The organism is Kitasatospora sp. NPDC091207, from assembly GCF_044768625.1.
GTDB lineage: Bacteria > Actinomycetota > Actinomycetes > Streptomycetales > Streptomycetaceae > Kitasatospora.
Genome location: NZ_JBIVVS010000015.1, coordinates 137473 through 162807 on the forward strand (window position 1 = coordinate 137473; position 25335 = coordinate 162807).

The following is a 25335-nucleotide window of genomic DNA, read 5'->3' on the forward strand; positions in this document are numbered from 1 at the left end:
TACGTCCTCCGTGTCAGTCCGCTGTCGGTGGTCAGCTGGTCGTACCGGGTCTTCAGGGGCATCCGGGTCGTCCGGGTCAGTTCGTCGTGCCGAGGGCGCGCGACACGAGGTCGGCGACGTCCATGGCGTCGATCAGGTCGGCGTCGTCCTCGGCCGGTCCGGCCGCCGCGTCGGTCGCGGGGGCGTCCTCGGTCTCGACGAGGGCGAGCAGGGTGTCCAGGAGGCCGGCCTCCTTGAAGCGGGCGAACGGGACGTCCGCGAGCGCGCGCCGCAGGTCGTCCTCCCGCCCGTCGAGGTCGTCGCCGGCGTCCCGCAGGAGCTCGGAGCGCAGGTAGCCGACGAGGGCGTCCGGGGTGGGGTAGTCGAAGATCAGCGTCGCCGGCAGCCGCAGGCCGGTGGCCACGTGCAGGCTGTTGCGGAGGTTGACGGCGGCCAGCGAGTCGAAGCCGACCTCCTGGAAGGCCTGCAGCGGGCCGATGCTCTCGGCGCCGCTGTGGCCCAGGACCGTCGCGGCGTGGCCGCAGACGAGCTTCAGCAGGATCCGGCTCTGCTCGGCCTCCGGGACGGCCCGCAGCGAGTCCACCAGCGAGGAGGTGGTGTCGCTGTTCCCGGCGTCCGGCTGGGAGGCCCGCAGGGCGGCGTCCGCCTCCGGGAGGTCCGCGAACAGCGGGCTGGCCCGGACGGAGGTGAACGCCGGGATGAAGGCGTCCCAGTCCATGTCGACCACCGACACGAACTTCTCCCGGGCCTCCACCGCCTGCTCGAAGGCGGTCATCGCGACCTGCGGGGCCATCGGCAGGACACCCCGGCGGCGCAGCTGGACGAGGGTCTCCTCGTCCATGCCGGCGCCGATCTGGTCGAGGGCGCCCCAGGCGATCGAGGTGGCCCGCAGGCCGCGTCCCCGGCGCCACTCGACCAGGGCGTCGAGCACGGTGTTGGCCGCGCCGGAGACGCTCTGCCCGCCGCCGCCCCAGACGCCGGCGATCGAGGAGAAGACCACGAACGCGTCGAGCGGGGTGTCCGCGACCAGGTCGTCGAGCCAGAAGGCGGTGTCCACCTTGGCGGCGAACACCTCGGCGAGGTCCGCCGCGGCGGTGTCGGTGACGGAGCTGGTCCAGGCCATGTCGGCCGCGTGCAGCACGGCGGTGAGCGGCTGGTCCGCCGGGCTCGCGGCGACCAGGCGGGCGAGTTCGTCCCGCTCGGCGTCGGCGCAGGAGAGCACGGTGGTGTCCGTGCCCAGCGCGGCGAGTTCCTCCCGCAGCCCGGCCAGCGCCTCCTCGGGTGTCCGGGGGCCGGTGGTGACGATCAGCCGGCGGGCGCCGGAGCGTGCCAGCCAGAGCGAGGCGTGCCGGCCGAGCCCCTCGGCGCCGCCGGTCACCAGCACCGTGCCGGTGGGCTGCCAGCCGCCGCCGGCGGTGGGCTCCGGCGCGGGCTTGCGGACCAGTCGGCGGCTGTAGACGCCCGAGCGGCGGACGGCCAGCTGGTCGTCGCCGGCGGTGCCGTTCAGCGCGCCGAGCAGGTACCGCGCCGTCCGGGCGTCGTTCGCCGCCGGCAGGTCGATCAGGCCGCCCCACCGGTCGGGGAACTCCAGGGCGGCGGCGCGGCCCAGGCCCCACAGCGCGGCTTGGGCCGGCGCGGTGAGGGTGTCCTGGATGCCGATGTTCACGGCGCCCCGGGTGAGGCACCAGAGCGGCCGGCCGGCCGCGGTGTCCCCCAGGGCCTGGATCAGCGTGAGGGTCGCCGCGGTGGCGCCCACGTCGGACGGGGCGGTTCCGGGGGCGAGCGCGAGCAGGGAGAGCACGCCGGTCACGTCGTGCTCGGCCAGCACGGCGGTCAGGCGCTCCGCGAGGCGGTCGCGCGTGGTCCCGGTGGTCGCGACCTCCAGCGTGACGAGGTCGAGCCCCTGCCCGGCCAGCGCCGCCGCCAGGTCGGCGGCGGAGGCGTCCGCCGGCCCCCCGGCGGGGAGGACCGCCAGCCACCGGCCGCCCGGCACCCCGACGGCCTCGCGTTCGAGCGGCCGCCAGGTGACGTTGTACCGCAGCTTCTCGGCGCTCGACCGGCGGCGGCGCCGGCCCCGCCAGTCCGCCAGGACCGGGACGACCGTGCGCAGCGCGTCCCGCTGGTCGGCCGAGGCCAGGTCGAGCAGGTGGGCGAGCGAGTCGGCGTCCGTCTGCTCGACGGCGGCCCAGAAGTCGGAGTCCGCGCCGTCCGCCGCCGAGGCGGAGTCGTCGGGCGTCTCGCCCTCCTGGAGCCAGAAGTGCCGGCGGTCGAAGGCGTAGGTCGGCAGGTCCGGCTGGGCGGTGTCGGCGCCGGCCGGCAGGACGCCGGTCCAGTCCACGGCGACGCCCCGGACGAAGAGTTCGGCCATCGAGGCCAGCAGCCGGCGCGGGCCGCCCTCGTCCCGGCGCAGCGTGCCGCCGACGACGGCGCGCAGCCGGACGCTGTCGTCCGCGGCGGTGTCGAAGATCTCGTTGACCGGCTGGACCAGCACCGGGTGGGCGCTGGACTCCACGAACACCGTGTGACCCTCGCTCAGCAGCGCGGCGACGGCGGGGCCGAAGCGGACCTGGCCGCGCAGGTTGCGGTACCAGTAGCCGCCGTCCAGCACGCCCGCCTCGTCGACCCACGCGCCGGTGACGGTGGAGAAGAACGGCACCAGCGGGGCCTGGCCGCGGATGTCCGCGAAGGCCTCGGCCAGCGTCCCCTCGATCGCCTCGACGTGGCGGGTGTGCGAGGCGTAGTCCACCGCGACCCGGCGCACCCGCACCCCGTCGGCCGTCAGGACCGCCAGGGCCTCGTCCAGCGCCTCGGCGTCACCGGCCACCACCACGGAGGACGGGCCGTTGACGGCCGCCACCTCCACCCGGTCCGCCCAACGCTCCAGGCGCTCGACGGCCTCAGACTCCGAGAGCGCCACCGAGGCCATCCCGCCACGCCCCGCGAGACTGCCCGCGATCACCTGACTGCGCACCGCCACGATCCGCGCCGCGTCCTCCAACGACAGCGCACCCGAGACGCAGGCCGCCGCGATCTCGCCCTGCGAGTGGCCCAGGACGGCGTCCGGGACCAGCCCGGCCGAGGCCCAGACGGCGGCCAGACCGACCATCACGGCGAAACTCGCCGGCTGCAGCACATCGACGCGCTCCAACAGCTCGGCCGGAGCCTCACCCCGCAGCACCTCGACCAGCGACCAGTCCACCCACGGCTCCAACGCCGCCGCACACGCGGCGACCCGCTCCGCGAACACCGGGGAGGAGTCCAGCAGCTCACGCCCCATCCCGGCCCACTGCGAACCCTGACCCGGGAACACCAGCACCGTCCGGCCCGGACTGGACACACTGCCCGTCACCAGCCCGGGCGCGGACTCGCCCCGGGTCAGCGCGCCCAGTCCGGCCAGTGCCTCGGACCGCGAACCGGCCACCACCACCGCGCGCTCGGAGAGCACCGCGCGCCGCGCGACCAGCGCACCCGCCACCGCGGTGAGGGGCGCCGCCGACGCCTCGACGAAGGAGGCCAGCCGACCGGCCTGGCCGGCCAGCGACCCGGTGCTCTTCGCCGACACCACCAGCGGCAGCACGGCGTCGGGCGCCGCCTCGACGGCGGGCTCCGCCCGGAGCGGTTCGGGCCCCTCCTCCAGGATCACGTGCGCGTTGGTCCCGCTCGCGCCGAACGAGGAGACCGCGGCGCGGCGCGGGCGGCCGTCGCGCGGCCACTCCCGTGCCTCGGTCAGCAGCTCCACCGCGCCGGCCGCCCAGTCCACCTGCGGCGTCGGCTCGGTCACATGGAGCGTCGCGGGCATCACACCGTGCCGCATCGCCTCCACCATCTTGATCACACCGGAGACACCCGCCGCCGCCTGGGTGTGGCCGATGTTCGACTTCAGCGACCCGAGCCGCAGCGGCCGGCCGGCCGGGCGGTCCTGGCCGTAGGTGGCCAGCAGCGCCTGGACCTCGATCGGGTCACCCAGTGAGGTGCCGGTGCCGTGGCCCTCGACGACGTCCACCTCGGACGCGTCCAGGCCGGCGTTCGCCAGCGCCCGGCGGATCACCCGCTGCTGCGAGGGGCCGTTGGGGGCGGTCAGGCCGTTGGAGGCGCCGTCCTGGTTCACCGCGCTGCCGCGCAGCACGGCGAGCACCGGGTGCCCGTTGCGCAGTGCCTCGGAGAGCCGCTCCAGCACCACGACGCCCACGCCCTCGGCCCAGCCGGTGCCGTCGGCCGTCGCGGAGTAGGCCTTGCAGCGGCCGTCGGCGGAGAGGCCGCGCTGCCGCGAGAACTCCAGGAAGGCGTCCGGGCTGGACATCACGGTCGCGCCGCCGGCCAGCGCCATCGAGCACTCGCCGCGCCGCAGCGCCTGCGCCGCCAGGTGCATCGCCACCAGCGACGAGGAGCAGGCCGTGTCCACCGTCACCGCCGGGCCCTCGAACCCGAAGACGTAGGACACCCGGCCCGAGGCCACGCTCGACGACGTACCGGTCATGACGTAGCCCTGGACGTCGTCGGGCACCTGCCGCAGCCTCGTCACGTAGTCGTGGTGGACGATTCCGGTGAAGACCCCGATGTCGCGGCCCCGGGTGGAGAGCGGGTCGATCCCGGCCCGCTCCAGCGCCTCCCAGGACGTCTCCAGCAGCAGCCGCTGCTGCGGGTCCATGGCGAGCGCCTCACGCGGCGAGATGCCGAAGAGTCCGGCGTCGAACTGGGCCGCGTCGTGCAGGAATCCGCCGACCCTGGTGTAGCTGGTGCCGGGGTGCGCCGGGTCCGGGTGGTAGAGCTTGTCGACGTCCCAGTCCCGGTCGGTGGGGAAGGCGGAGAGCCCGTCGCGCTCCTCCACGACCAGCGTCCAGAGTTCCTCGGGGCTGTTCACCCCGCCCGGCAGCCGGGTGCTCATCGCGACGATGGCGATCGGCTCGTCCGGGTCCGTCGCGGCCGCGGCGGGCACCGGGGCACTCGCCGGGCCCTCGCCGAGCAGTTCGGCGCGCAACTGGCCGGCCAGCGCGGCCGGGGTCGGGTAGTCGAAGACCAGACTGGTGGGCAGGGACAGACCGGTGAAGTCGTGCAGCCGGTTGCGGAGTTTGACGGCGCTGAGGGAGTCGAAGCCGAGCTCCCGGAAGGGCCGGCTGCCGTCGAAGGACTCGGCGCCCTCCTGGTGGCCGAGGACGGCGGCGGCGCTCTCCCGCACCAGGTCCATCAGCAGGCGGTGCTGTTCCGCGCCGGCGAGGTCGGCGAGCCGGGCGGCCAGCGAGCCGCCGGCCGCCGCGCCGCGCCGCACCACGCGCCGGGCCAGCGGGGCGTCCGCCGGGGTCGGCCCGGCGGCGGCGGGGCCGGTGCCCGCCGCGAGCGGCTCGGCGGGAGCGGCGGCGCCCTCCAGCGTCACCGGCCCGAAGGCGGCGACCGGTTCGCCCTCCGGGTCGGCCAGCTCCACCAGGTGTCCCCCGTCGCCGGTCGGGGTGATCCGCAGCCGCAGCGCGGCGGCGCCCTCGGCGTAGACGGCGAGGTCGGCGCAGGCGGCCGGCTCGCGGTCGTCGGTGTCGCCGCCGCCGGTGTGGGCGGCGAGGACCTTCAGCGCGGTGTCGATGAGCGCCGGGTGGAGCGTGAACACCTCGGCCTCGTCGGCCCGTTCGGCGGGCAGCTCGATGTCGGCGAGGAGCCGGCCGTCCCGCTGCCAGAGCCGGCGGACGCCGGCGACCTTGGCGGCGGGCCCGGCGGTGTCCTCGGCCTCGTCGGCGGCCGGCCAGCTCCGCAGGTCGAAGGCGGGCCGCGGCAGGCCGGGTGCCAGCAGGGCGCGGGCGTGGCAGGTCCACGGGCCCTGCTCCCGGCCGGCCGGGCGGGAGTGCACGCCGGCGCGGCGCAGGCCCTCCGGACCCGGGGCCGCCACGGAGACCCGCAGCTGGAGGTGCCCGTGCTCGGGCAGGGTCAGCGGCGTCTCGACGGTGATCTGCCGGACGGCTCCGCTGGCGGTCTCGCTGCCGGCCCGGACGAGCAGGTCCAGCAGCACGGCCGCCGGGACGGCGGTGTCGCCGGCGCCGGCCGGGTCGACCGGCAGGCCGGGGCTGCGCCGGGTCAGCCGCCCGGTGAGGACGGCACCGGTGCCGCCCCCGTCCCCGGGGACCTCGACGACGGTGCCGAGCAGCGGGTGCCCGGTGCTGCGGGCGCCGAGCGCCTCGGCGTCCGCGGCGGCGCCGCTCTCCACCCAGTAGCGCTCGTGCTGGAAGGCGTAGGTGGGCAGTTCGGCGCCGACCGTCGTCACCGGCCCGTCACCGGCCGTCGTCCCCGGCCGGCCGAGGACGGCGGGCCAGTCCACGTCCACGCCGCGCACGTGCAGTTCGGCGAGCGCGGTGAGGACGGCGGTGTCCTCGGGGGTGTCGGTGCGCAGCGTGGCCAGGCAGCCCCGCGCCTGCTCACCGAGCGTGCCGAGCGCCATCGCGGTCAGCACCCCGCCCGGCCCGAGTTCGAGGTAGGTGACGGCGCCCTGGTCGCGCAGCGACCCGACCGCGTCGCCGAACCGGACGGCGTGCCGCACCTGGTCGACCCAGTACCCGGCGGTGCCGAAGTACCCGTCCTCGGCGAGCCCGCCGGTGAGGGTGGAGACGACGGGGACGGTGGCCGGCCGGTACGTCAGCCGGGCCGCGACGGCCTCGAACTCCGCCAGCATGGGGGCCATCAGCGGCGAGTGGAAGGCGTGACTGACGGCGAGCCGCCGGGTCTTGCGGCCCTCGCGGGCCAGCTCGGCGGCGACGGCGAGCACCGCCTCCTCGGCGCCGGAGAGCACCAGGGAGTCCGGTCCGTTGACCGCCGCGACACCGACCACACCGGCCGCGCCGGCCAGCAGCGGCGCGACCTCGGCCTCGGTCGCCCGGACGGCCACCATCGCGCCGCCGGCGGGCAGCGCCTGCATCAACCGACCGCGCGCGGCGACCAGTTCACCCGCCGAGGCGAGGTCCAGGATGCCGGCCGCGTGCGCGGCGGTGATCTCACCGATCGAGTGACCGGCCAGCAGGTCCGGCCGGACGCCCCAGGAGGCGAAGAGCCGGAACAGCGCGGTCTCCAGGGCGAAGAGGCCGGCCTGGGTGTACAGGGTCTCGTCCAGCAGCGCGCCCTCCGCCGTCCCGGGGTCGGCGAAGACGACCTCGTGCAGCGGCCGCGCCAGGTGCCCGTCCAGGTGCCGCTCGACGGCGGCGCAGGCGGCGGCGAAGGCGTCCCGGAAGACGGGGAACGCCTCGGCGAGCCGGCGGCCCATGCCGGCCCACTGGCTGCCCTGCCCGGTGAAGAGGAAGGCCAGCTTGCCGTCGGCGTCGGCGTCGGCGGAGTTCCCGACGACGGTCGCGGCGCCGGGCGCGCCGTGTTCGAGGGCGCGCAGGGCGTCGGCCAGCTGTCGGCGGTCGCCCGCCAGGACGACGGCGCGGTGGTCGAGCCGGGCCCGGGTGGTGGCGAGCGCGTGGGCCGTGCCGGCGAGCGGGAGGTCGGCCCGGTCGTCGACGAAGCGGGCGAGCCGGCCGGCCTGGCCGCGCAGCGCGGCCGCCGTCCGGGCCGAGAGCGGGACCGGCACCGGCACGGTCGGGCCGGCGTCGGCCCGCTCCTGCGGCGCGGGCCCGGCCGGGGCCGGGGCCGGGGCCGGGGCCTCGGCCGGGGCCTGCTGCACCAGGACGTGCGCGTTGGTCCCGCCGATGCCGAAGGAGGACACCCCCGCCCGGCGCGGGCGGCCGGTCTCCGGCCACTCCCGGGCCTCGGTCAGCAGCTCCACCGCGCCGACCGACCAGTCCACATGGGTCGAGGGCCGGTCCACGTGCAGCGTCCGGGGCAGCACCCCGTGCCGAATGGCCATCACCATCTTGATCACACCGGCCACCCCGGCCGCGGCCTGGGTGTGGCCGATGTTCGACTTGACCGAGCCGAGCCAGAGCGGGCGGTCGGCGGGCCGGTCCTGGCCGTAGGTGGCGAGCAGGGCCTGCGCCTCGATCGGGTCGCCCAGCACGGTGCCCGTGCCGTGCGCCTCGACCGCGTCCACCTCGACCGGCGACAGGCCCGCGTTCGCCAGCGCCTTGCGGATCACCCGCTGCTGGGAGAGGCCGTTCGGCGCGGTCAGACCGTTGGACGCGCCGTCCTGGTTCACCGCGCTGCCGCTGACCACCGCGAGCACCTGGTGCCCGCGCCGGCGCGCCTCGGAGAGCCGCTCGACGAGCAGCACGCCCACGCCCTCGGCCCAGCCGGTGCCGTCGGCACCGTCCGCGAAGGCCTTGCAGCGGCCGTCCGGGGCCAGCCCGCGCTGGCGGGAGAACTCGACGAAGGTCTCCAGGTTGCCCATCACCATCACACCGCCGGCCAGCGCCATCGAGCACTCGCCGCGGCGCAGCGCCTGCGCGGCCAGGTGCAGGGCGACCAGCGAGGAGGAGCAGGCGGTGTCGACCGTGACGGCCGGTCCCTCGAAGCCGAACTGGTAGGCGACGCGGCCCGAGAGCACGCTGGCGGAGCCGCCGGTGAGCCGGAAGCCCTCGACCCCGGCCGCCCGGTGCATCCGCACGGTGTAGTCGTGGCTGTTGACGCCGACGAAGACGCCGATGTCCTGCCCGCTCAGCCCGGTGGGGTCGATCGCGGCGCGCTCGAAGGCCTCCCAGGAGGTCTCCAGCAGCAGCCGCTGCTGCGGGTCCATGGCGAGCGCCTCGTTCGGGGAGATGCCGAAGAAGCCGGCGTCGAACCCGGTGGCGTCGTCGAGGAAGGCGGCGTGCCGGACGTAGGTCTTGCCCGCGCTGTCCGGGTCGGCGTCGTAGTGCCGCTCGATGTCCCAGCCGCGGTCCTCGGGGAACTCGGTGACGGCGTCGACGCCGTCGGCCACCAGCCGCCAGAGGTCCTCGGGGCTGTGCACGCCGCCCGGGAGACGGCAGGACATCGCCACGATCGCGATCGGCTCGTCGGGGTCGGCGGCCGCGGTCGCCCCGCCGGCGCGGGTGCCCTCGGAGGCGGTGGCGCTCTCGGACGCGGTGGTGCCGAAGAGCCTGACGCGCAGGTGCTCGGCGAGGGCCGCCGGCTTCGGGTAGTCGAAGACGATGGTCGAGGAGAGCGTGAGGCCGCTCGCGGCCGCCAGCCGGTTCCGCAGCTCCACGGCGGTCAGCGAGTCGAAGCCGGCCTCCTTGAAGGCGCGGTCGGCCCGGACGGCGTCGGGGGCGGCGTGGCCGAGCACGTTGGCGGCGTGCCGGCGCACCAGGGCCACCAGCTCCTCCGTCCGCTCGGCCGTGCCCAGGCGGGCGAGGCGCTCCCGCAGCGCCGCGGTGTCCGTGCCGTCGGCGGTCCGGGCGGTCCGCCGCCCGGCGGGTGCCAGGCCGCGCAGCAGCGGTGCGACGGGGCCGCCGCGGGCCGCCGCGCGCAGGGCGGGCAGGTCGAACTTCGCGGCCACCAGCGCGGCGGGCGTTCCGGCGTCGGCGCGCAGGGCGGCGTCGAACAGCGCCATCCCCTCGGCGTCGGAGAGCCCGACCATGCCCAGGCGCCGGGTGCGGTGCAGGTCGGCGGCACCGAGGTGACGGGTCATGCCGCTGGCCTGGCTCCAGTAGCCCCAGGCGAGCGAGACGCCGGGCAGGCCGAGCGCGCGGCGCCGGTGGGCGAGCGCGTCCAGGCAGGCGTTGGCCGCCGCGTAGTTGCCCTGCCCGGGGTTGCCCAGGACACCGGCGGCGGAGGAGAAGAGCACGAAGGCCGCGAGGTCCAGCTCCCGGGTCAGCTCGTGCAGGTGCAGGGCCGCGTCCAGCTTCGGCCGCAGCACGGTGTCGACCCGCTCCGGGGTCAGCGCCGTGACCACGCCGTCGTCCAGGACGCCGGCGGTGTGGACGACGGCGGTCAGCGGGTGCTCGGCCGGCACCGCCGCGAGGAGCGCCGCGACCTGGTCGCGGTCGGCCGTGTCGCAGGCGGTGACGGTGACGGTGGCGCCCAGCGCGGTGAGTTCTTCGCGCAGCTCCGCCGCGCCCTCGGCGGCGGGGCCGCGGCGGCTGACGAGCAGCAGGTGCCGGACGGCGTGCGCGGTGACCAACTGCCGGGCGACCAGGGCGCCGAGCGTGCCGGTCCCGCCGGTGACCAGGACGGTCCCGGCGGGGTCGAGCCCCCCGGTGCCGCCGGCCGTCGCGGTGTCCTCGGCCGTCGCGGCGCTGTCGGCCGTCCCGGCGCGCGGCGGGACGGTGGCGCGCACCAGCCGGGGCGCCTCGGCCACGCCGGCCCGCACCCGGACCCGCGGTTCACCACTGGCCAGCACGGCCGGCAGCAACGCGTCGGCGGTGTCGGCGGGTTCGACGACGACGATGCGGTCCGGGTGCTCGGACTGGGCCGAGCGCAGCAGGCCGGACACGGCGGCGCCGGCGAGATCGCCCGCGTCCCCGGTGACGGCCACGACCAGCCGGGACTGCGCCAGCGCGGGTGCGGAGAGCCAGGCCTGGAGGAGGGCCAACGCGGCGGCCACGGCGGCCCGGGGGTCGCCGCCCGGGTGCTCCACCGCGTACCGCAGGACGTCCGGGGCCGGGCCCTCCGAGGCGGCCAGGGCCTCGACGTCCCCCGCGGTCGCGACCGCGGCCGTGCTGAGCGCCCGGTCCACGGCGGGCAGGGACAGCGCGGTCCACTGCGGGACGAACAGCGCGTCCTGGGTCAACTCCCGGGTGATCCCGTCCTGTTCGGGCGAGAACGGCCGGGCGAGGACCGCGTCGGCGGTCAGCACCGGCCCACCGTCCGGATCACTCAGCTCCAGCCGGGCCCCCTCGTCCGACAACTCGGACATACGGACCCGCAGCTCGGAGGCGCCCGAGGCGAGCAGGGTCACCCCGCGCCACTCGGCCGCGAGCATGCCCTCCGGGAGGATCGTGCGGAGCGCCGCGTCCAGCAGTGCCGGGTGCAGGCCGTAGCGGTCGGCGGGTCCGGCCGCGTCGTCCAGGGCGACCTCGGTCGCCGGGCCGCCGGCGGGCCGGGCGGCCGGGTCGTCCGCCGGGGCGGGGGCCAGCGTGCCGTGGGCGTGGCGCGTCCACTCCGCGTCCAGCGCCGCGTCGTCCGCGCGGGAGTAGACCTCGACGGCGCGCCGGCCGGTGTCGTCCGCCGCTCCGACGGTCATCTGAACGGACCGGCCCCCGCGCAGCGGGAGCACCACGGGCCGCTCCACCGTCAGGTCGGCGACGGTCGGCGTGCCGACCTCGTCACCGAACCGGACGGCCAGCTCGACCAGGGCCGCGTTCGGCACCAGCACGGCGTCGCCCACCACGTGGTCGGCCAGCCAGGAGTGCGCGCCGAGCGACCACCGCGCGGTGGTCATGAAGCCGCCCGAGCCGGGCACACCGACGATCGCGCCGATCAGCGGGTGGTCGGCGGAGGCCTGGCCGAGCGAGGCCGCGTCGGTGGCCGGCGCCGTCCGCAGCCAGTAGTGCCGGTGGTCGAAGGCATAGGTCGGCAGGTCGACGGGGGCGGTGCCGGTGGGCAGCACGCCCGTCCAGTCCACGGCGACGCCCCGGACGAAGAGTTCGGCCATCGAGGTCAGCAGCCGGCGCGGGCCGCCCTCGTCCCGCCGCAGCGAACCGGTGACCACGGCCGACACCTCGGCGGCGTCCACGATCTCGCTGGCCGGCTGGACCAGCACCGGGTGGGCACTGGACTCCACGAACACGGTGTGACCCTGGCCGAGCAGTTCGGCGACGGCGGGGCCGAAGCGGACCTGGCCGCGCAGGTTGCGGTACCAGTAGCCGCCGTCCAGCACGCCCGCCTCGTCGACCCAACCGCTGGTGACCGTCGAGTAGAACGGGATCTGCGGCGCCCGGCCGCGGATGTCCGCGAAGGCCTCGGCCAGCGTCCCCTCGATCGCCTCGACGTGGCGGGTGTGGGAGGCGTAGTCCACCGCCACCCGACGCACCCGCACCCCGTCGGCCGCCAGGACCGCCAGGGCCTCGTCCAGCGCCTCGGCGTCACCGGCCACCACCACGGAGGACGGGCCGTTGACGGCCGCCACCTCCACCCGGTCCGCCCAACGCTCCAGCCTCGCGACGGCCTCGGCCTCGGAGAGGGCGACGGAGGCCATGCCGCCACGCCCCGCGAGGCTGCCCGCGATCACCTGGCTGCGCACCGCCACGATCCGCGACGCGTCCTCCAGCGACAGCGCGCCCGCCACGCAGGCCGCCGCGATCTCGCCCTGCGAGTGACCGACCACCGCGTCCGGAACGACACCCACCGACGCCCAGACGGCGGCCAGACCGACCATCACCGCGAAGCTCGCCGGCTGCAGCACATCCACCCGCTCCAGCAGTTCGGCGGGGGCCTCACCCCGCAGCACCTCGACCAGCGACCAGTCCACCCACGGCTCCAACGCCGCCGCGCACGCGGCGACCCGCTCCGCGAACACCGGCGAGGAATCCAGCAGTTCACGACCCATCCCAGCCCACTGCGAGCCCTGCCCCGGGAACACCAGCACCGACCGGCCCGCCCCGGACGGGCTGCCCGTCACCAGACCGGGAGCCGACTCGCCCCGCGCCAGCGCACCCAGCCCCGCCAGCACCTCCTCCGACGAACCCGCCACCACCACCGCACGCTCGTCCATCAGCGCCCGGCGGGTCACCAGCGCACCGGCCAGCGCCGCCGTGTCGACCGCCCCCGCCAGAGCCGTCAGCCGCCCGGCCTGGCCCGCCAGCGAGGCGGTGCTCCTGGCCGACAGCACCAGGGGCAGCACGGCGTCGGGCGCGGCCTCGACCACGACCGGGGCCTCCTCGGGGGCCTGCTCCAGGATCAGGTGCGCGTTCGTCCCGCTGACACCGAAGGAGGAGACGGCGGCCCGGCGGGGGCGGCCGGTCTCCGGCCACTCCAGCGCCTCGGTCAGCAGCTCGACGGCGCCCGCCGTCCAGTCCACCTGGGAGGACGGCGCGTCCACGTGCAGGGTCGGCGGCATCACGCCGTGCCGCAGCGCCTGCACCATCTTGATCACGCCCGACACGCCGGCGGCGGCCTGGGTGTGACCGATGTTGGACTTCAACGACCCGAGCCGCAACGGCCGCTCCGCGGGCCGGTCCTGGCCGTAGGTGGCCAGCAGTGCCTGCGCCTCGATCGGGTCGCCCAGCACCGTCCCGGTGCCGTGCCCCTCCACCAGGTCCACCTCGGCGGTGGTCAGGCCCGCGTTCGCCAGCGCCTTGCGGATCACCCGCTGCTGCGAGGGGCCGTTGGGCGCGGTCAGACCGTTCGACGCGCCGTCCTGGTTCACCGCGCTGCCGCGCACCACCGCGAGTACCCGGTGCCCGTTGGCCCGTGCCTCGGAGAGCCGCTCCAGTACCACCACACCCGCGCCCTCGGCCCAGCCCGTGCCGTCCGCCGCGTCCGCGTAGGACTTGCACCGGCCGTCGCCGGCCAGCGCCCGCTGCCGCGAGAACTCCACGAAGGTATCCGGCGTCGCCATCACGGTCGCACCGCCGGCCAGCGCCAGCGAGCACTCCCCGCGCCGCAGCGCCTGCGCCGCCAGGTGCATCGCCACCAGCGACGAGGAACACGCCGTGTCCACCGTCACCGCCGGGCCCTCGAACCCGAACACATAGGACACCCGGCCCGAGGCCACGCTCGACGCCGTGCCGGTGGCGACGAAGCCCTCCAGCTCCGCCGGCGCCGCGCCGCCCGCGCCGTAGCTCTGGCCCATGACACCGGAGAACACCCCGACGTCGGCGCCCTTCAGCCCGGCCGGGTCGATACCGGCCCGCTCCATGGCCTCCCAGGACGCCTCCAGCAGCAGCCGCTGCTGCGGGTCCATCGCCAGCGCCTCACGCGGCGAGATCCCGAAGAACCCGGCGTCGAACAGCCCGGCGTCGCGCAGGAAGCCGCCCCGGTCGGCGGTGGAGGTGCCGGCCTGCTCCGGATCCCCGGAGAACAGCCCCTCCAGATCCCAGCCACGGTCCTCCGGGAAGCCGGACAGGGCTTCCCGGCCCTCGCTGACCAGCCGCCACAGCTCGTCCGGTCCGGTGACACCGCCCGGCAGCCGGCACGCCATGCCGACGATCGCGATCGGCTCGTCCGGGTCGCCGGGCAGCACGCGGCCGGCCGGCTCCGGGGTCTCGCCGAGGCCGAGGGCGCGGGCCCGCAGGTGGGCCGCCAGCGCCTCCGGCGTCGGGTGGTCGAAGCTGACGGTGGCGGGCAGGCGCAGCCCGGTGGTCTCGGTCAGCCGGTTGCGCAGTTCGACGACGGCGAGCGAGGTGAGGCCGAGGTCACGGAAGGCCCGGCCGGCCGGGATCGGCCCGGCGCCCGGCCGGGTCAGTACGGCGGCGGCCTCGGTCCGGACCAGTTCTTCGAGCAGGGCGAGCTGGGCGCGCTCGTCCAGGCCCGCCAGGCGCTCGCGCAGGACGGCGGTGACGGCCTCGTCGGGCCGGGCGGTCGCGGGCGCCGCCTCGGCGAGGGCGCGGAGCACGGCCGGGACGGGGCCGTCCTGCTCGAACGGGCCGGTCCGCAGCGCCACCAGCGCCGGGGTTCCGGTCTCGATCAGCAGGTCGAACGCGGCGAGCCCGTCCCGCAGGCGGCGGGCCCGGTCGGCCTCGGCACCGGCCGACGGCTCCCCGGTGCTCCAGGCCAGCGCCGCGCCGCGACGGCCGCTCAGCCGACGGGTGTGCGCCAGCGCCTCGGTCAGCGCCTCGGCCACGGCCGTGTCGGGGGCCGCGGGGGCACCCAGGACGGCGGCGGTCCCGGTGACGGTGACGAAGGCGGCGAGCTCGGTGCCGGCCGTGAGCTCGTCGAGGGCCAGGGCGAGGGCGGGGTCGGCGGCGGCGTGCACCACGGCGGTCACCGGGCGGCCGAGGCCGGCCAGTGCGGCGCGCAGCACGGTCCGCGGCGCGGCCGGGTCGGTCGGGTCGACGGTCACCCTGGTGACCGCCACCCCGGCGGGCTCGGCGGCGGGTTCGGCGGCCTCGCCCGGCGTCGGGGAGTCGACCAGCAGCAGGCTCTCCACCCGGTGCGCGGTCGTCAGGTGGCCCACCAGGGCGGCACCGGCGGCGGTGTCGGCGCCGGTGACGACCACGGTCGGGCCGAGGCCCGGCGCGTCGGCGGGTCGCGGCCGGTCGGTGACCGGGACCGGGACCAGTCTCGGGACCAGCAGCTCCCCGGCGCGCAGCGCGAGCTGGGGCTCACCGGAGGCGACGGCGGCGAGCAGCGCGCGGGCCTCGCGGTCCGCGTCGCCGTCGCGGTCGCCGTCGCGGTCCGCGTCGCCTTCGAGGTCGAGCAGGGTCACCGCCTCGGGGCGGTCGGCGTCGGCCTGGACGGACCGCACGACGGCCCAGAGCGGGACGCCGTCGAGGTCCGGCGCGCCGTCCCCGGCGGCGGCGGTCACCGCGCCGCGGGTGAGGACGACCAGCCGGGCTCCGGCCGGGACCGGCCGGGCGGCGGCGGCACGGCCGTCGGCGCCGCCGGGGGCCGGGGCGAGCACCGTCACACCGGGAGCGGGCTCCCCGGCAGCCACGGCGGCGTCCAGGGCCGCGAGGTCGGGATGGAGCCGGACGTCCAGGCCGGCGGCCCGCAGGCCGGTGGCGAGCGCGTCGGCGGGGCCGACCAGCGCCCAGCCGGCGGTGGCGGGCCCGGAGCCCTCGGCGGGCGCGGCCGGCGCCGGCACCCAGACCGGTGCGAACAGGGCGTCATGGTGTCCGTCGGCGGCGTAGCGCAGCCGGGCGGGCTGCTCGGCCAGCAGGCGGCGGACGATCTTCCCGGAGGGCGTCCGGGGGATGCCGGCGACCTCGTAGACCCGCTCCGGCAGCTTGTAGGCGGAGAGCCGCTCGCGGCAGCGGTCGATCAGCGCGGCGGTGTCGAGACCGGCCGGGCCCGGGACGACCCAGGCGACGGGCACCTCGCCGAGCGTGTCGTGCGCCACCCCGGCCACTCCGGCGTCGGCGACGCCCTCGACGGTGCGCAGGACGGCCTCGACCTCGTCGGGGTGGATGTTCTCGCCGCCGCGGATGACCAGGTCCTTGAGCCGGCCGCAGATGGTGAAGTAGCCGGCCTCGTCGCGCCGGGCGAGGTCGCCGGTGTGGAACCAGCCGTCCCGCAGCGCCTCGGCGGTGGCCTCCGGGCTGTTGTGGTAGCCGACCATGACGTTCGGTCCGCTGACCCAGACCTCGCCCTCCTCGCCGGCCGCGACGTCCCGGCCGGTGCGCGGGTCGACGATCCGCACCCCGACGCCCGGCACGGGCAGGCCGCAGGAGCCCTCGACGCGGGCGGCGTCCGGCGGGTTGATGGTGATCGCCCCGCAGGTCTCGGTGCTCCCGTAGGCGTCGACCAGCGGTACCCCGAAGCCCTCCTCGAAGGAGCGGCGCAGCTCGGAGCCGGTGACGGCGCCGCCGACCAGCCCGATCCGCAGGTCGGGCAGCGACAGGCCGGTCCGCCGGGCGGTGCTGACCAGGTGGTGGTACGTGGTGGGGACGCCGGCCAGGAAGGTGGAGCGGTCCGCACGGAGCGCGGTGAGGATGTCGTCCGCGGAACTGCCGTCCATGATCCGGGCGGTGGCACCGGCCACCGGGACGGAGAGCACGCAGGCGATGTGCGAGAGGCTGTGGAAGAGCGGCAGCGGCCACAGCACGCGGTCCTGCTCGGACAGGCCCGGGACGGGTACGTAGCAGGACGCGACGGACCAGAGGCAGTTGCGCTGGGTGGACAGCACGCCCTTGGGCCGGCCGGTGGTGCCCGAGGTGTAGAACATCCAGGCCACCTCGTCCAGGCCGAGGTCGTCGGGGGCCTCGGTGGCGGGCTCGGTGACGGCGAGTTCGTCGAAGGCGAGGGCGCCCGCCGGGGCCGGTGCCGGACCGGTGGCCAGGACGCTGACGCCCGAAGCCGGGTCCGGGAGCAAGCGCAGGAACGTTTCTGCGCTACCGGCCTCGGTCAGGGCGAAGACCGCGCCGCTGTCGCTCAGCAGGTACTCGGTCTCGGCCGCCGTCGCCCGCGGATTGACCGGTACCCCGATCCCGCCGGCCCGCACGACGGCGAGATAGCCCTCCACCATGGCGACGGAGTTGCCGAGGCAGAGTGCCACCCGGTCCCCGCGGCGGACGCCGAGGCCGGCCAGGTGACCGGCCAGCCTCCGCGTCCGCGCTTCGAGCTCTCCGTAGGTGACCGCGTGCCGGTCGTCCTCGAAAGCGATCTTGTCCGTGAGCCGGACCGCGTTCTCCCGGAGGATGACCGGGAGCGGGGTGATCAGATCGGGGCGCACCTTACCGCGAACTCCTTCCGGAGAGCAGGGAGTTACCAGGAAACGGGCAGGGACTTCACAGCGAAGACGGACCCGTGGGTCCGCAGCGGGATCTCGTCCGCCGGCACCGCCAGGCGCAGGTCGGGGAAGGCCTCCAGCAGCGCGCGCAGGCCGACCCGCAGCTGCAGGCGGGCCAGGTTCTGGCCGATGCACTGGTGGACGCCGTACCCGAAGGCCACATGGCCCGCGGTGTCCCGGCTGAAGTCGAGCTCCGCCGGGCAGCCGAACTTCGCCGGGTCCCGGTTGGCCGCCGGCAGGGAGACGGTGACCGTCTCGCCCTTCTTCACGGCGTGGCCGCCGAGTTCGAGGTCCTCCAGGGCGGTCCGGAAGATCTCGTACTGGTTGACGGTGATGTACCGGAGGATCTCCTCCACCGCGTCGTCGATCTTCGAGGGGTCCGCCCGCAGGACGGCCAGCTGCTCGGGGTGGTGCAGCAGCGCGAACACACCGACCGTCAGCGCGCCCTCCGTGGTCTCGTAACCGGCGAACAGCAGCAGGGCGGTGATGTTGCCCAGCTCCTCGTCGGTCAGCTCCCCGGAGGCGATCAGCCGGCTCAGGATGTCGTCCCCGGGCTCCGCCTTCTTGCGCGCGATGGTCTCGTGGATGAAGGCGCCCACCTGGGCGAACGCCGCCATCGACTCCTGCGCGTCACCGAACGGGTTGTTCATGACCGCCGGCGCCTCGGCGTAGCGGTCCCGCTCGCTGTAGGGCAGGCCGATCAGGTCGGACAGCACGCGCAGGACCAGCGGGTTGGCGAAGCTCTCCAGCAGGTCGGCGGAGTTGCCCTGCTCGCGCATGATCTTGATCTGCTCGGCGGCCACGGCCTCGACCTGCGGCGCCAGCTGGTTGATCGTGCGGCCGGTGAACTCACGCGTCAGCATCCGGCGGAACCGGGTCTGCTCCGGCGGGTCCATGTGGATGAACATCCCCGGCATGGCCGGGAACTGCGGGACCGGGCCGCCGTACTTGGTGACCGGGAAGTGCCCGATCTCCAGGTTGTGGCTGAACTTCGGGTCGCTCAGGACCTGCCGGGCGAGCTCGTGGCTGGTGGCGATCCACCCGACGTGTCCGTCGGGGTAGACCATCCGCGCCAGCGGGCGCTCCTTCCGCAGCTCGTCGAAAATCGCCGGCGGGTCGAACTTGTCAGTCCGCGCCCAGGCATCCTCGTAAGAGATCGCCTCGCTCATGACGCACCTTCTCCGTTTCGGGTCGAAAATATCCCTGCGCACGAAAACGGCGGCCCCGCCGAATCGGCCCGGAGCCGGTTCCTGGACGATCCGCCGGGCCCGCGCGGATGAGCGGGCCCGTGAACTCCGGGTGAATTCGGCAAAAGGCCCGCCGTGACGTGCCCGCCGGCCGCGAATGGCAGCCGTGAAATCAGAGAGCCAGCTTCTTGAGCGTCTCGTTGGCGTTCGCCAGGGACTGCTCGCCGAGCGGCTTGAGAGCCGCCATGGCCGGCACGATCGCCGAGAGGGTCAGCTCGGCGTGCACGAACTTCAGGTTGTCGGCGAGGCCGATCGAGCTCAGCACGGCGCGCAGGTAGGGCTCCTGGTGGTCCCAGCCCTCCCGCGGGGTCCTCGGCGCGTACGAGCCGCCGCGGGCGGTCACCACGATCACCGTCTTGCCGCTCAGCGGGCCGGACTCGGCACCCGGGGGCACCATGTGGGCCGGGCTGACCAGGAGGTCGATCCACGACTTGATCGTCGACGGGACGGCGTAGTTGTACATCGGCACGCCCAGCACGATGGTGCTCGCCTCGCGGACCTCGGCCACCACCGACTCGGTGAGCGCCTTCTCCTCCGGCGTCAGCCCGTGGTCACGGCTGGGGTCCAGGAGGAACTCGCGCACCGCGTGGGTGATGTGCGGGACCGGCTGGGCGGCGAGGTCCCGGTAGGTGTAGGCGTCGCCGGGGTGGTTCTGGCGCCACTGGCCGGCGAAGTGGGACGACAGCTGCCTCGTCACGGAGCCGGTTGCGCGGATGCTCGAATCAATGTGGAGAAGAGAAGACACAAAAGGCCCCTGGATTGTCCTGAGCGATTCACCGAGAACTGCTTTTCCAACTCTCTTCGAGTCTAAGGAGAAGCGCCCCGGACGGGCATCCCTCAGTCTGGTAGCGCGGGTGGCCACCGGCCCCGTGAGGAGCCGCGCAACCGGCCCGCGCGCCGGTCCCGAGTTCGGACGGCGCCCCGCGGAACCCCTACCGGAAGGGTGGGTTCCGCGAACGTCCGCGAACCGTTCGCACCGGCGCGCGGGCCTCACACGGCCAGCCGCCCCACCGGAGCCTCGGCCACGAATGCGGACTCGGCCCCCAATTCGGTCGTCCGCTCCTCCACCAGCCGGTTCCAGGTGCCGGCCAGCTCGACCCGGGAGGCGACGTCGAGCTTGCGGAAGATCTTCTTGAGATGGAACGCCACGGTGTGCGGCGACATGAAGAGCTGCCGCCCGACCCGGCCGTTGGTGAGACCCTGGCTCACCAACTCGGCCACCGCGTACTCGGTGTCGGTCAACTGACTGGCCTGCGTCCTGGTCCGGCTCGGGCGGCGCGAGAACTGGCCGCTGTTGCCCTCGACCTCCCTGAGCTTGCTGCGCACCCGCAGCACGTCCCGGGACGCACCGACCGCCTGGTAGTCGTCCGCCGCGCGTTTCAGCAGCTCGACGGCCTGCTCCGGCTCGGAGCTGCGGGCGAACCGCACCGCGCTCGCGTCCTCCAGCGCGGAGGCCTGCGCCCACCGGTCCAGATGCAGGCCGGACGCCCGCTCCAGGGCCGCGGCGTTCTGCTCGAACAGGCCGATGGCGTGCGCGGACGCCGCCTGCACGGTGCGGAAACTGGGATTGCGTGCCGCGAGTGCGTTGATCTGGGTGACCGTCCGGACGGCGATCTCGTCGTCCCCCAGCCGCTGCGCGGCGCGGACCAGCCAGGCGGCCGCCGCCGGCTGCGAGACCAGCAACTCCCTTGCCAGCGCACCGTCGTGCACCAGGCCCTTCAGGAGGTGGGCGATGCTCTCGGTGCCGTCCCGGGCTTCCAGGACCTGCGCGACGGCCCAGGCGCACTGGCCGGCCATCAGGTTCGCGTGCCCGAGCAGCGCGTGGTCCCGCAGCCGGTTCGCGTACTGGAGGGCCGTGGTGAGGTCCAGCCGCCGGGTCGAACTGACGGCCATCACGAGAAACCCGCTCGGTGTCAGCGACCGGTTGCCGGCCTGTTGCGCCAGCCGGAGCCCCGCCACCGCGGAGGCGGCCGCCCCGTCCAGATCGCCCTTGGCCAGGTCGAGCTCCGCCTCACACAGCAAATGAGCAGCACGCTTCTCAACTTGGTGAGAACCGTGGACAGGTGACGAGTCGTCGGCGAGCATGATGGTGGCCGCCCCCAGACCGCGGACGCGTGTCAGCAGCGTCGCGTGCCAGATTCTCGCCTTCAGCGTGCATGCGCCCGGCCCACCGGCCCGCGCCCGGACCGTGGCGGCAGCGGCCAGATCCATACTCCTACCGAGCTGGCCGTCGAGCCAGGACTGCGCGGAACGCGCCGCCAACTGGACGACTTCATCGGATAACCCCAGGGAAGGACCGGGCGTCGTGGAAGTCCGAATTGACACTGTATCCTCCGACTCGGAATCAGTGACGCCCTGAATCGCCCGGCTGCTCGACGGGCATCGTGGGGTGCCACTCGATTCGACATGGGAATGTGGGGCCTGCAACGCGATCGTGCCGGTCGTGCCTGGTCGACCACGGTCCGGCGGCGGTCCGGCGGTCGGCGGCGGACCGTGGAGTCCACCGCGCTCCGGCCCCGGAGACCGGCCGCCGGGGCCCCGCCCGCAGGACGGACGCACCGGGCCCGGCACACCGCGGTACCGGGGCGCCGTTCGACAACTCCCCGCGAGGGAGCCGGCGTTCGACGCCATGGAGACCTGCCGGTGCCGTCCGGGGTACTGGACGAGAGATCGGCCACGGCACGACGGAACCCCGACCGCTGAACACACAGCGGCACGCAGCCGACGAGCCGGAAGAGCCCGAGCCGCTCACGCCGCGACTGATGCGACCACGGCGTCGACAGGACTCTGAACAGTCACCCGACCGCCGGACGAGGTCCGCGGGGGAAGACGGGGAAAGGGGGGCGCGGTACCGGCTCCGTCGCCGGTCACCCGCGGGCACAAGGGCAGCGAGCACCATCCGATCCGTAAGAGGCTTTTCCCGTGGACAGCGTGACGTGCCCCCGGGCAGCCGGGGCCGCGACGGCGACCCCGATCACCGCGACCGGCGGAGGCAGCGCCCCGCCGACGGTCACCCATGAGCATGCCCAGAACACCGAGGCGTTGGAAAGGCCCGGCCACATCGTGGAACAGACCGTCTCGCCGCCGCACCTGTTCAGACATGTCGCGACCCACCACGACCTGTGACTCGACCCGCACGACGCATCTCACCCCCTCGGCCCGCAGCCTCACCCGCTGTGCGACAGCCCCAGGACGAGCCCGACCGTGCCCGCAGGAAAGGGCCGGCGCCCCCGGCCCCCGCCGGAAGGGCGCACTCGGACGTACCGTCTGGCCTGTGCATGCCGACTCAGACTCTACGTCATGTCGAACACGATCGGGTGATGATCGTGATCACTCCTGTGACGGGAGTGACGACCCGAACACCCTGATCCATGAGGTGCACGAAGGGCGGCCGACCGCTCCGAGCCAGGCCGACGGCCGGCGCGGGGCAGCCCGCACCGGCCGGACGACTCTCAGCCCGTCACGGCGAGTTCGGCCACCACCGCACGGTGATCCGTACCCGGCACCCGGTGCTCGGACACCGCCACCCCGGTCAAACCTTTCCCATGAAGAACATGGTCGATCTGGATCATCGGCGGCAGCCGGGGGAAGTCCGCGTTGTCCTCCGGCCAGGTGGGCGAACCGCCGCGCCCCAGCTCGGCATGGGTGTCCGTCAGGCCGGTGGCGAGCAGGTCACGCATCGGCGCGTGGTCCAGGGTCGCGTTGAAGTCGCCCAGGAAGACGGCATCGCGGGTGCCGCCCTCGGCCGCCGCCCGCAGGCCCTCGAAGTCCTCGGACCAGCGCCGGGCGTCGCCCAGCGGGTAGTAGGTGTGCACGGCCGTCAGCCGAACGACCCGGCCGCCGACCGACACCTCGGCGGCCACCTGCGCCCGGGCCGCCGCCGGGGCCGATTCGTCCAGCGGCGCGAGCGGCAACCGGGAGTACAGCGCGGTGTCGCCGCCCGGCGGCAGCTGTCGGTGCGGCAGCACCTCCGCGATGCCGGCCCGCTCCAGCGCGGCGGCCGCGGAGCCGCGCAGCTCCTCCACCGCGAGCACGTCGACCCGCTGCTCGCGCACCAGCCGGACTAACGCGTCGGCGTCGACCTGCCCCAGGTAGGCGTTGCTCGTCGCGACGCGCAGCCGCGGCACGTCGGCGGCCACCGTGCCACCCGCGGGCACGAACCTCGGCACCAGCCAGCAGAGCTGAACCACCGCCAGCAGTCCGGCCAGACCCGCCGCCCACCAGGAGCGCAGCGCGAGCAGCACGCCCAGCACCAGCAGGGTGGCCACCGCCGCGTAGGGCAGCAGCACGACCGGGAGCGCCAGCGCCGTCCCGTCGTCCCAGCCGCCCAGCCGGGTGGCGACCAGCACCGCGGGCAGCACCAGGCCCACCCCGCAGAGTCCGGTCAACGCCCTCCGGGTCCACCTCCACCAGCTCCGCCCGGCCACCCGCTCACCCACGCGCCCCTCCGTCCCTCGACCGCCCGCCCCGCCGGGCCGCTCGACCATGTGGACGAGCGCCCGTCGGCTCCACCGAAAGACGCGGCGGGCCGTGGCCCCGGTTCCGGACGGGGGCGGCGGGGTGCGCGGGGCACCCGGAGTACGAACCGCTCCACGGACCCAGGGAACTTCTACACCCCTGTAGAGGTAAGCTGCCGTCTGCACACCCGCCGCCCGCCGCGCGGCCACCACAGCAGAGGAGCAGAGCACACCATGTTCGACGGCCTGAAGAACCTCGTGGACCGGGCCACCGGCCTCGCACGCGAGCACAGCGACCTCGTCGGCCAGGGCCTGGAGAAGGTCGCCGGCGTGATCGACGACCGGACCGACGGCACGTACGCGGGTCCGCTCGGCACCGGTGTCGAGAAGGCCAAGGACTTCATCCGCACCCCGGACGGCGACCAGAAGCCCGCCGAGTAGCGGACGCGGCAGACGACCGGGCCCGCGCGGCAGAACGCGCGGGCCCGGTCGGCGGGTTCGTCGGGCGGGTCTCCTCAGTCAGTACCCGTCAGGTGCTGTCCGTCAGGCCGAGGTCAGGTCGGCCGAGGTGTGGTCGGCCGAGGTCAGGTCGGCCGGGGCGAGGTGCGCCGTCCACTTGGCGCGCCAGGCGAGGGCGTCGGCGACCGCCTCCTCGATCGTGCGCCGCGCGGTCCAGCCGAGCAGTTCACGGGCGGTGTCCACGGCGGCGTAGCACCCGATCACGTCTCCGGGGCGGGGATCCGCCTCCCGGACGTCGAGTTCGGCCCCGACGGCCGCCTCGAAGGCCGCGATCAGTTCGCGGACCGTGGTGCCCTCGCCGGTGCCGATGTTGATCACCCGGAAGCGGTCCTCGGCCGCCGGCTCGACGACCTCGTCGAACCGGGTGAGCGCGGCGACATGGGCCTCGGCGAGGTCCTGCACATGGATGTAGTCCCGGATGCCGGAACCGTCGCGGGTCGCCCAGTCCACCCCGGTGACGGTGAACGGCACGCCGTCGGCGTGGGCCTCGATCAGCTTGCCGAGGGCGTGGGTCGGCCGGAGGTCCTGCAGGCCGGTGCGCAGTCGCGGATCGGCGCCGATCGGGTTGAAGTAGCGCAGCGCGATGACGCGGACGTGCTCGGCGCCGTCACCCCGGGTCCAGTCCTGGAGGACCTGTTCCATCATCTGCTTGGTGCGCGCGTACGGACTGTCGGCGGCGACCGGGCAGCTCTCGTCCACCCGGGCGTCCGGGGTGGGCGCGTAGATGGAGGCGGAACTGCTGAAGACCACCCGGGTGCAGCCGTTGCGGCGCAGGCCCTCCAGCAGCTCGACGGTCTTGGCGACGTTCTCCCGGTAGTAGAACAGCGGCCTGGCCACCGACTCGGGCACCACGATCCGCGCGGCGCAGTGCAGCGTGGCGGCGATGTCGGGGTGCTCGGCGAAGATCCGGTCCAGCAGCCCGGCGTCGGCGATGTCCCCCTGGTAGAACACCCGGCCTTCGACGAACTCCGGCCGCCCCTTGGAGAGGTCGTCCAGGACGACCGGTGTGATGCCCTGGTCGAGCAGCGCGGACGCGACGGTGCTGCCGATGTATCCCGCGCCACCGGTGATCAGGACCTTCTTCATACGCGAACGCTCCCTTGCTCCCGACGGACGCCTCGGCAGCGTCCGGTGAGTGAGGGGACGACGGTTCGGGCGCGACGGTTCCACCGGCCGGCGGATCTTCGGCGCGCGTCAGTTCCGGTCCGGGCGTCAGCTCCGGCTGGCCCGGCGGCGGAGCCGGAAGCCGGTGGCGACCAGCAGCACGGCGGCGACGGCGGTGGCGACGGCCGCCCAGGTCGCCGTCGAGGAGCCGCCGGTCCCGGCGGCGGTGCTCGGCGCCGACGACGCGGCCGCGCCGGCGGCGGCGGACGCCACCGGGGACACGGGCACGAGTGCGGACGCCGGCGGGAGCCCGGGCCCGGACGTGGCGGTGGGCGGCGCGGTGGGCGGCGCGGTGGGGGTGGGCAGCGTCGGGTCGGAGATGACGGCCGCCTCGATGTCCAGTTCGCGCTCGCCGTGCCCGAGGGACGGGAAGGCGCAGTCGACGGTGATCTTCCAGTGGCCGGCCGGCAGCAGCTCCCGGGTGGTGTACGCCCCCGGGTGCCCGGGGACGGCGACCAGCCGCCAGGGCCCGGCCGCCCGGCCGTCGGCGGAGGTCGCGGCGAGTGTCCCGGCGAACTCCTCGGTGACCGGGTCGTGGTCGTTCTCCCAGGTGGCGACGGTGGTGACGTGCCCGCTGTCCTGGCCGGTGACCTCCAGGTGGACGGTGTCGCCGTGGGCGGCGGCGGGCACCGCGGCGGGTGCGAGGACGACCGCCCCGGCGAGGGCGAGGGCGGCGGCGAACGGTCGGGTGCGCATGGCGGGGCTTTCCTCGTGGGGGGGTGGCCGGGTG

Annotated in this window: 9 protein-coding genes; 2 read left to right on the plus strand and 7 right to left on the minus strand. The window is 75.3% G+C overall.

Annotated features, from left to right (window positions below; all coding sequences use genetic code 11):
• Positions 1 to 76: 76 nt before the first annotated feature.
• The 4 genes from ACIQTO_RS24035 to ACIQTO_RS24050 form a co-directional block, all read right to left on the minus strand.
• On the minus strand, positions 77 to 17161 hold the full coding sequence (locus tag ACIQTO_RS24035) for a type I polyketide synthase (RefSeq protein WP_402391549.1): 17085 nt from the start codon (positions 17159 to 17161) through the stop codon (positions 77 to 79).
• 32 nt (positions 17162 to 17193) lie between these two features.
• On the minus strand, positions 17194 to 18387 hold the full coding sequence (locus ACIQTO_RS24040; RefSeq protein ID WP_402391552.1) for a cytochrome P450: 1194 nt from the start codon (positions 18385 to 18387) through the stop codon (positions 17194 to 17196).
• Positions 18388 to 18577: 190 nt separating this feature from the next.
• Positions 18578 to 19210, minus strand: a complete 633-nt coding sequence (locus tag ACIQTO_RS24045; RefSeq protein ID WP_402391555.1) for an FMN-dependent NADH-azoreductase — start codon at positions 19208 to 19210, stop codon at positions 18578 to 18580.
• Positions 19211 to 19455: 245 nt separating this feature from the next.
• The gene (locus ACIQTO_RS24050; RefSeq protein WP_402391558.1) at positions 19456 to 20487 is read right to left on the minus strand and encodes a LuxR C-terminal-related transcriptional regulator; all 1032 of its coding nucleotides are present in this window, start codon (positions 20485 to 20487) and stop codon (positions 19456 to 19458) included.
• A 900-nt stretch (positions 20488 to 21387) separates the two neighbouring features.
• On the opposite strand from ACIQTO_RS24050, the gene ACIQTO_RS24055 reads away from it, so the two are divergent.
• The gene (locus ACIQTO_RS24055) at positions 21388 to 21591 is read left to right on the plus strand and encodes a hypothetical protein (RefSeq protein ID WP_402391561.1); all 204 of its coding nucleotides are present in this window, start codon (positions 21388 to 21390) and stop codon (positions 21589 to 21591) included.
• A gap of 326 nt (positions 21592 to 21917) precedes the next feature.
• Here the strand turns inward: ACIQTO_RS24055 and ACIQTO_RS24060 are convergent, their stop codons facing one another.
• Positions 21918 to 22853 carry an endonuclease/exonuclease/phosphatase family protein gene (locus ACIQTO_RS24060; RefSeq protein ID WP_402391564.1) on the minus strand — a complete coding sequence of 312 codons (936 nt, stop codon included), beginning with the start codon at positions 22851 to 22853 and terminating at the stop codon, positions 21918 to 21920.
• 303 nt (positions 22854 to 23156) lie between these two features.
• Here ACIQTO_RS24060 and ACIQTO_RS24065 point away from each other — a divergent pair, with 303 nt between their 5' ends.
• The gene (locus tag ACIQTO_RS24065; protein WP_402391567.1) at positions 23157 to 23363 is read left to right on the plus strand and encodes an antitoxin; all 207 of its coding nucleotides are present in this window, start codon (positions 23157 to 23159) and stop codon (positions 23361 to 23363) included.
• Between the two features lie 102 nt (positions 23364 to 23465).
• Here ACIQTO_RS24065 and galE read toward each other — a convergent pair whose 3' ends face one another.
• Together galE and ACIQTO_RS24075 are read right to left on the minus strand one after the other, a co-directional pair.
• Positions 23466 to 24527, minus strand: coding sequence for a UDP-glucose 4-epimerase GalE (galE, locus tag ACIQTO_RS24070; RefSeq protein ID WP_402391570.1), 1062 nt, complete (start codon positions 24525 to 24527; stop codon positions 23466 to 23468).
• A 126-nt stretch (positions 24528 to 24653) separates the two neighbouring features.
• Positions 24654 to 25301 carry a hypothetical protein gene (locus ACIQTO_RS24075; protein ID WP_402391573.1) on the minus strand — a complete coding sequence of 216 codons (648 nt, stop codon included), beginning with the start codon at positions 25299 to 25301 and terminating at the stop codon, positions 24654 to 24656.
• Between the last annotated feature and the right edge of the window lie 34 nt (positions 25302 to 25335).

What these genes read in the sequence shown, in the direction of transcription:
- ACIQTO_RS24040 (WP_402391552.1), bottom strand. Translation starts at nt 18,387, where the DNA reads ATGAGCGAGGCGATCTCTTACGAGGATGCCTGGGCGCGGACTGACAAG.
- ACIQTO_RS24065 (WP_402391567.1), top strand. Translation starts at nt 23,157, where the DNA reads ATGTTCGACGGCCTGAAGAACCTCGTGGACCGGGCCACCGGCCTCGCA.
- galE (WP_402391570.1), bottom strand. Translation starts at nt 24,527, where the DNA reads ATGAAGAAGGTCCTGATCACCGGTGGCGCGGGATACATCGGCAGCACC.
- ACIQTO_RS24075 (WP_402391573.1), bottom strand. Translation starts at nt 25,301, where the DNA reads ATGCGCACCCGACCGTTCGCCGCCGCCCTCGCCCTCGCCGGGGCGGTC.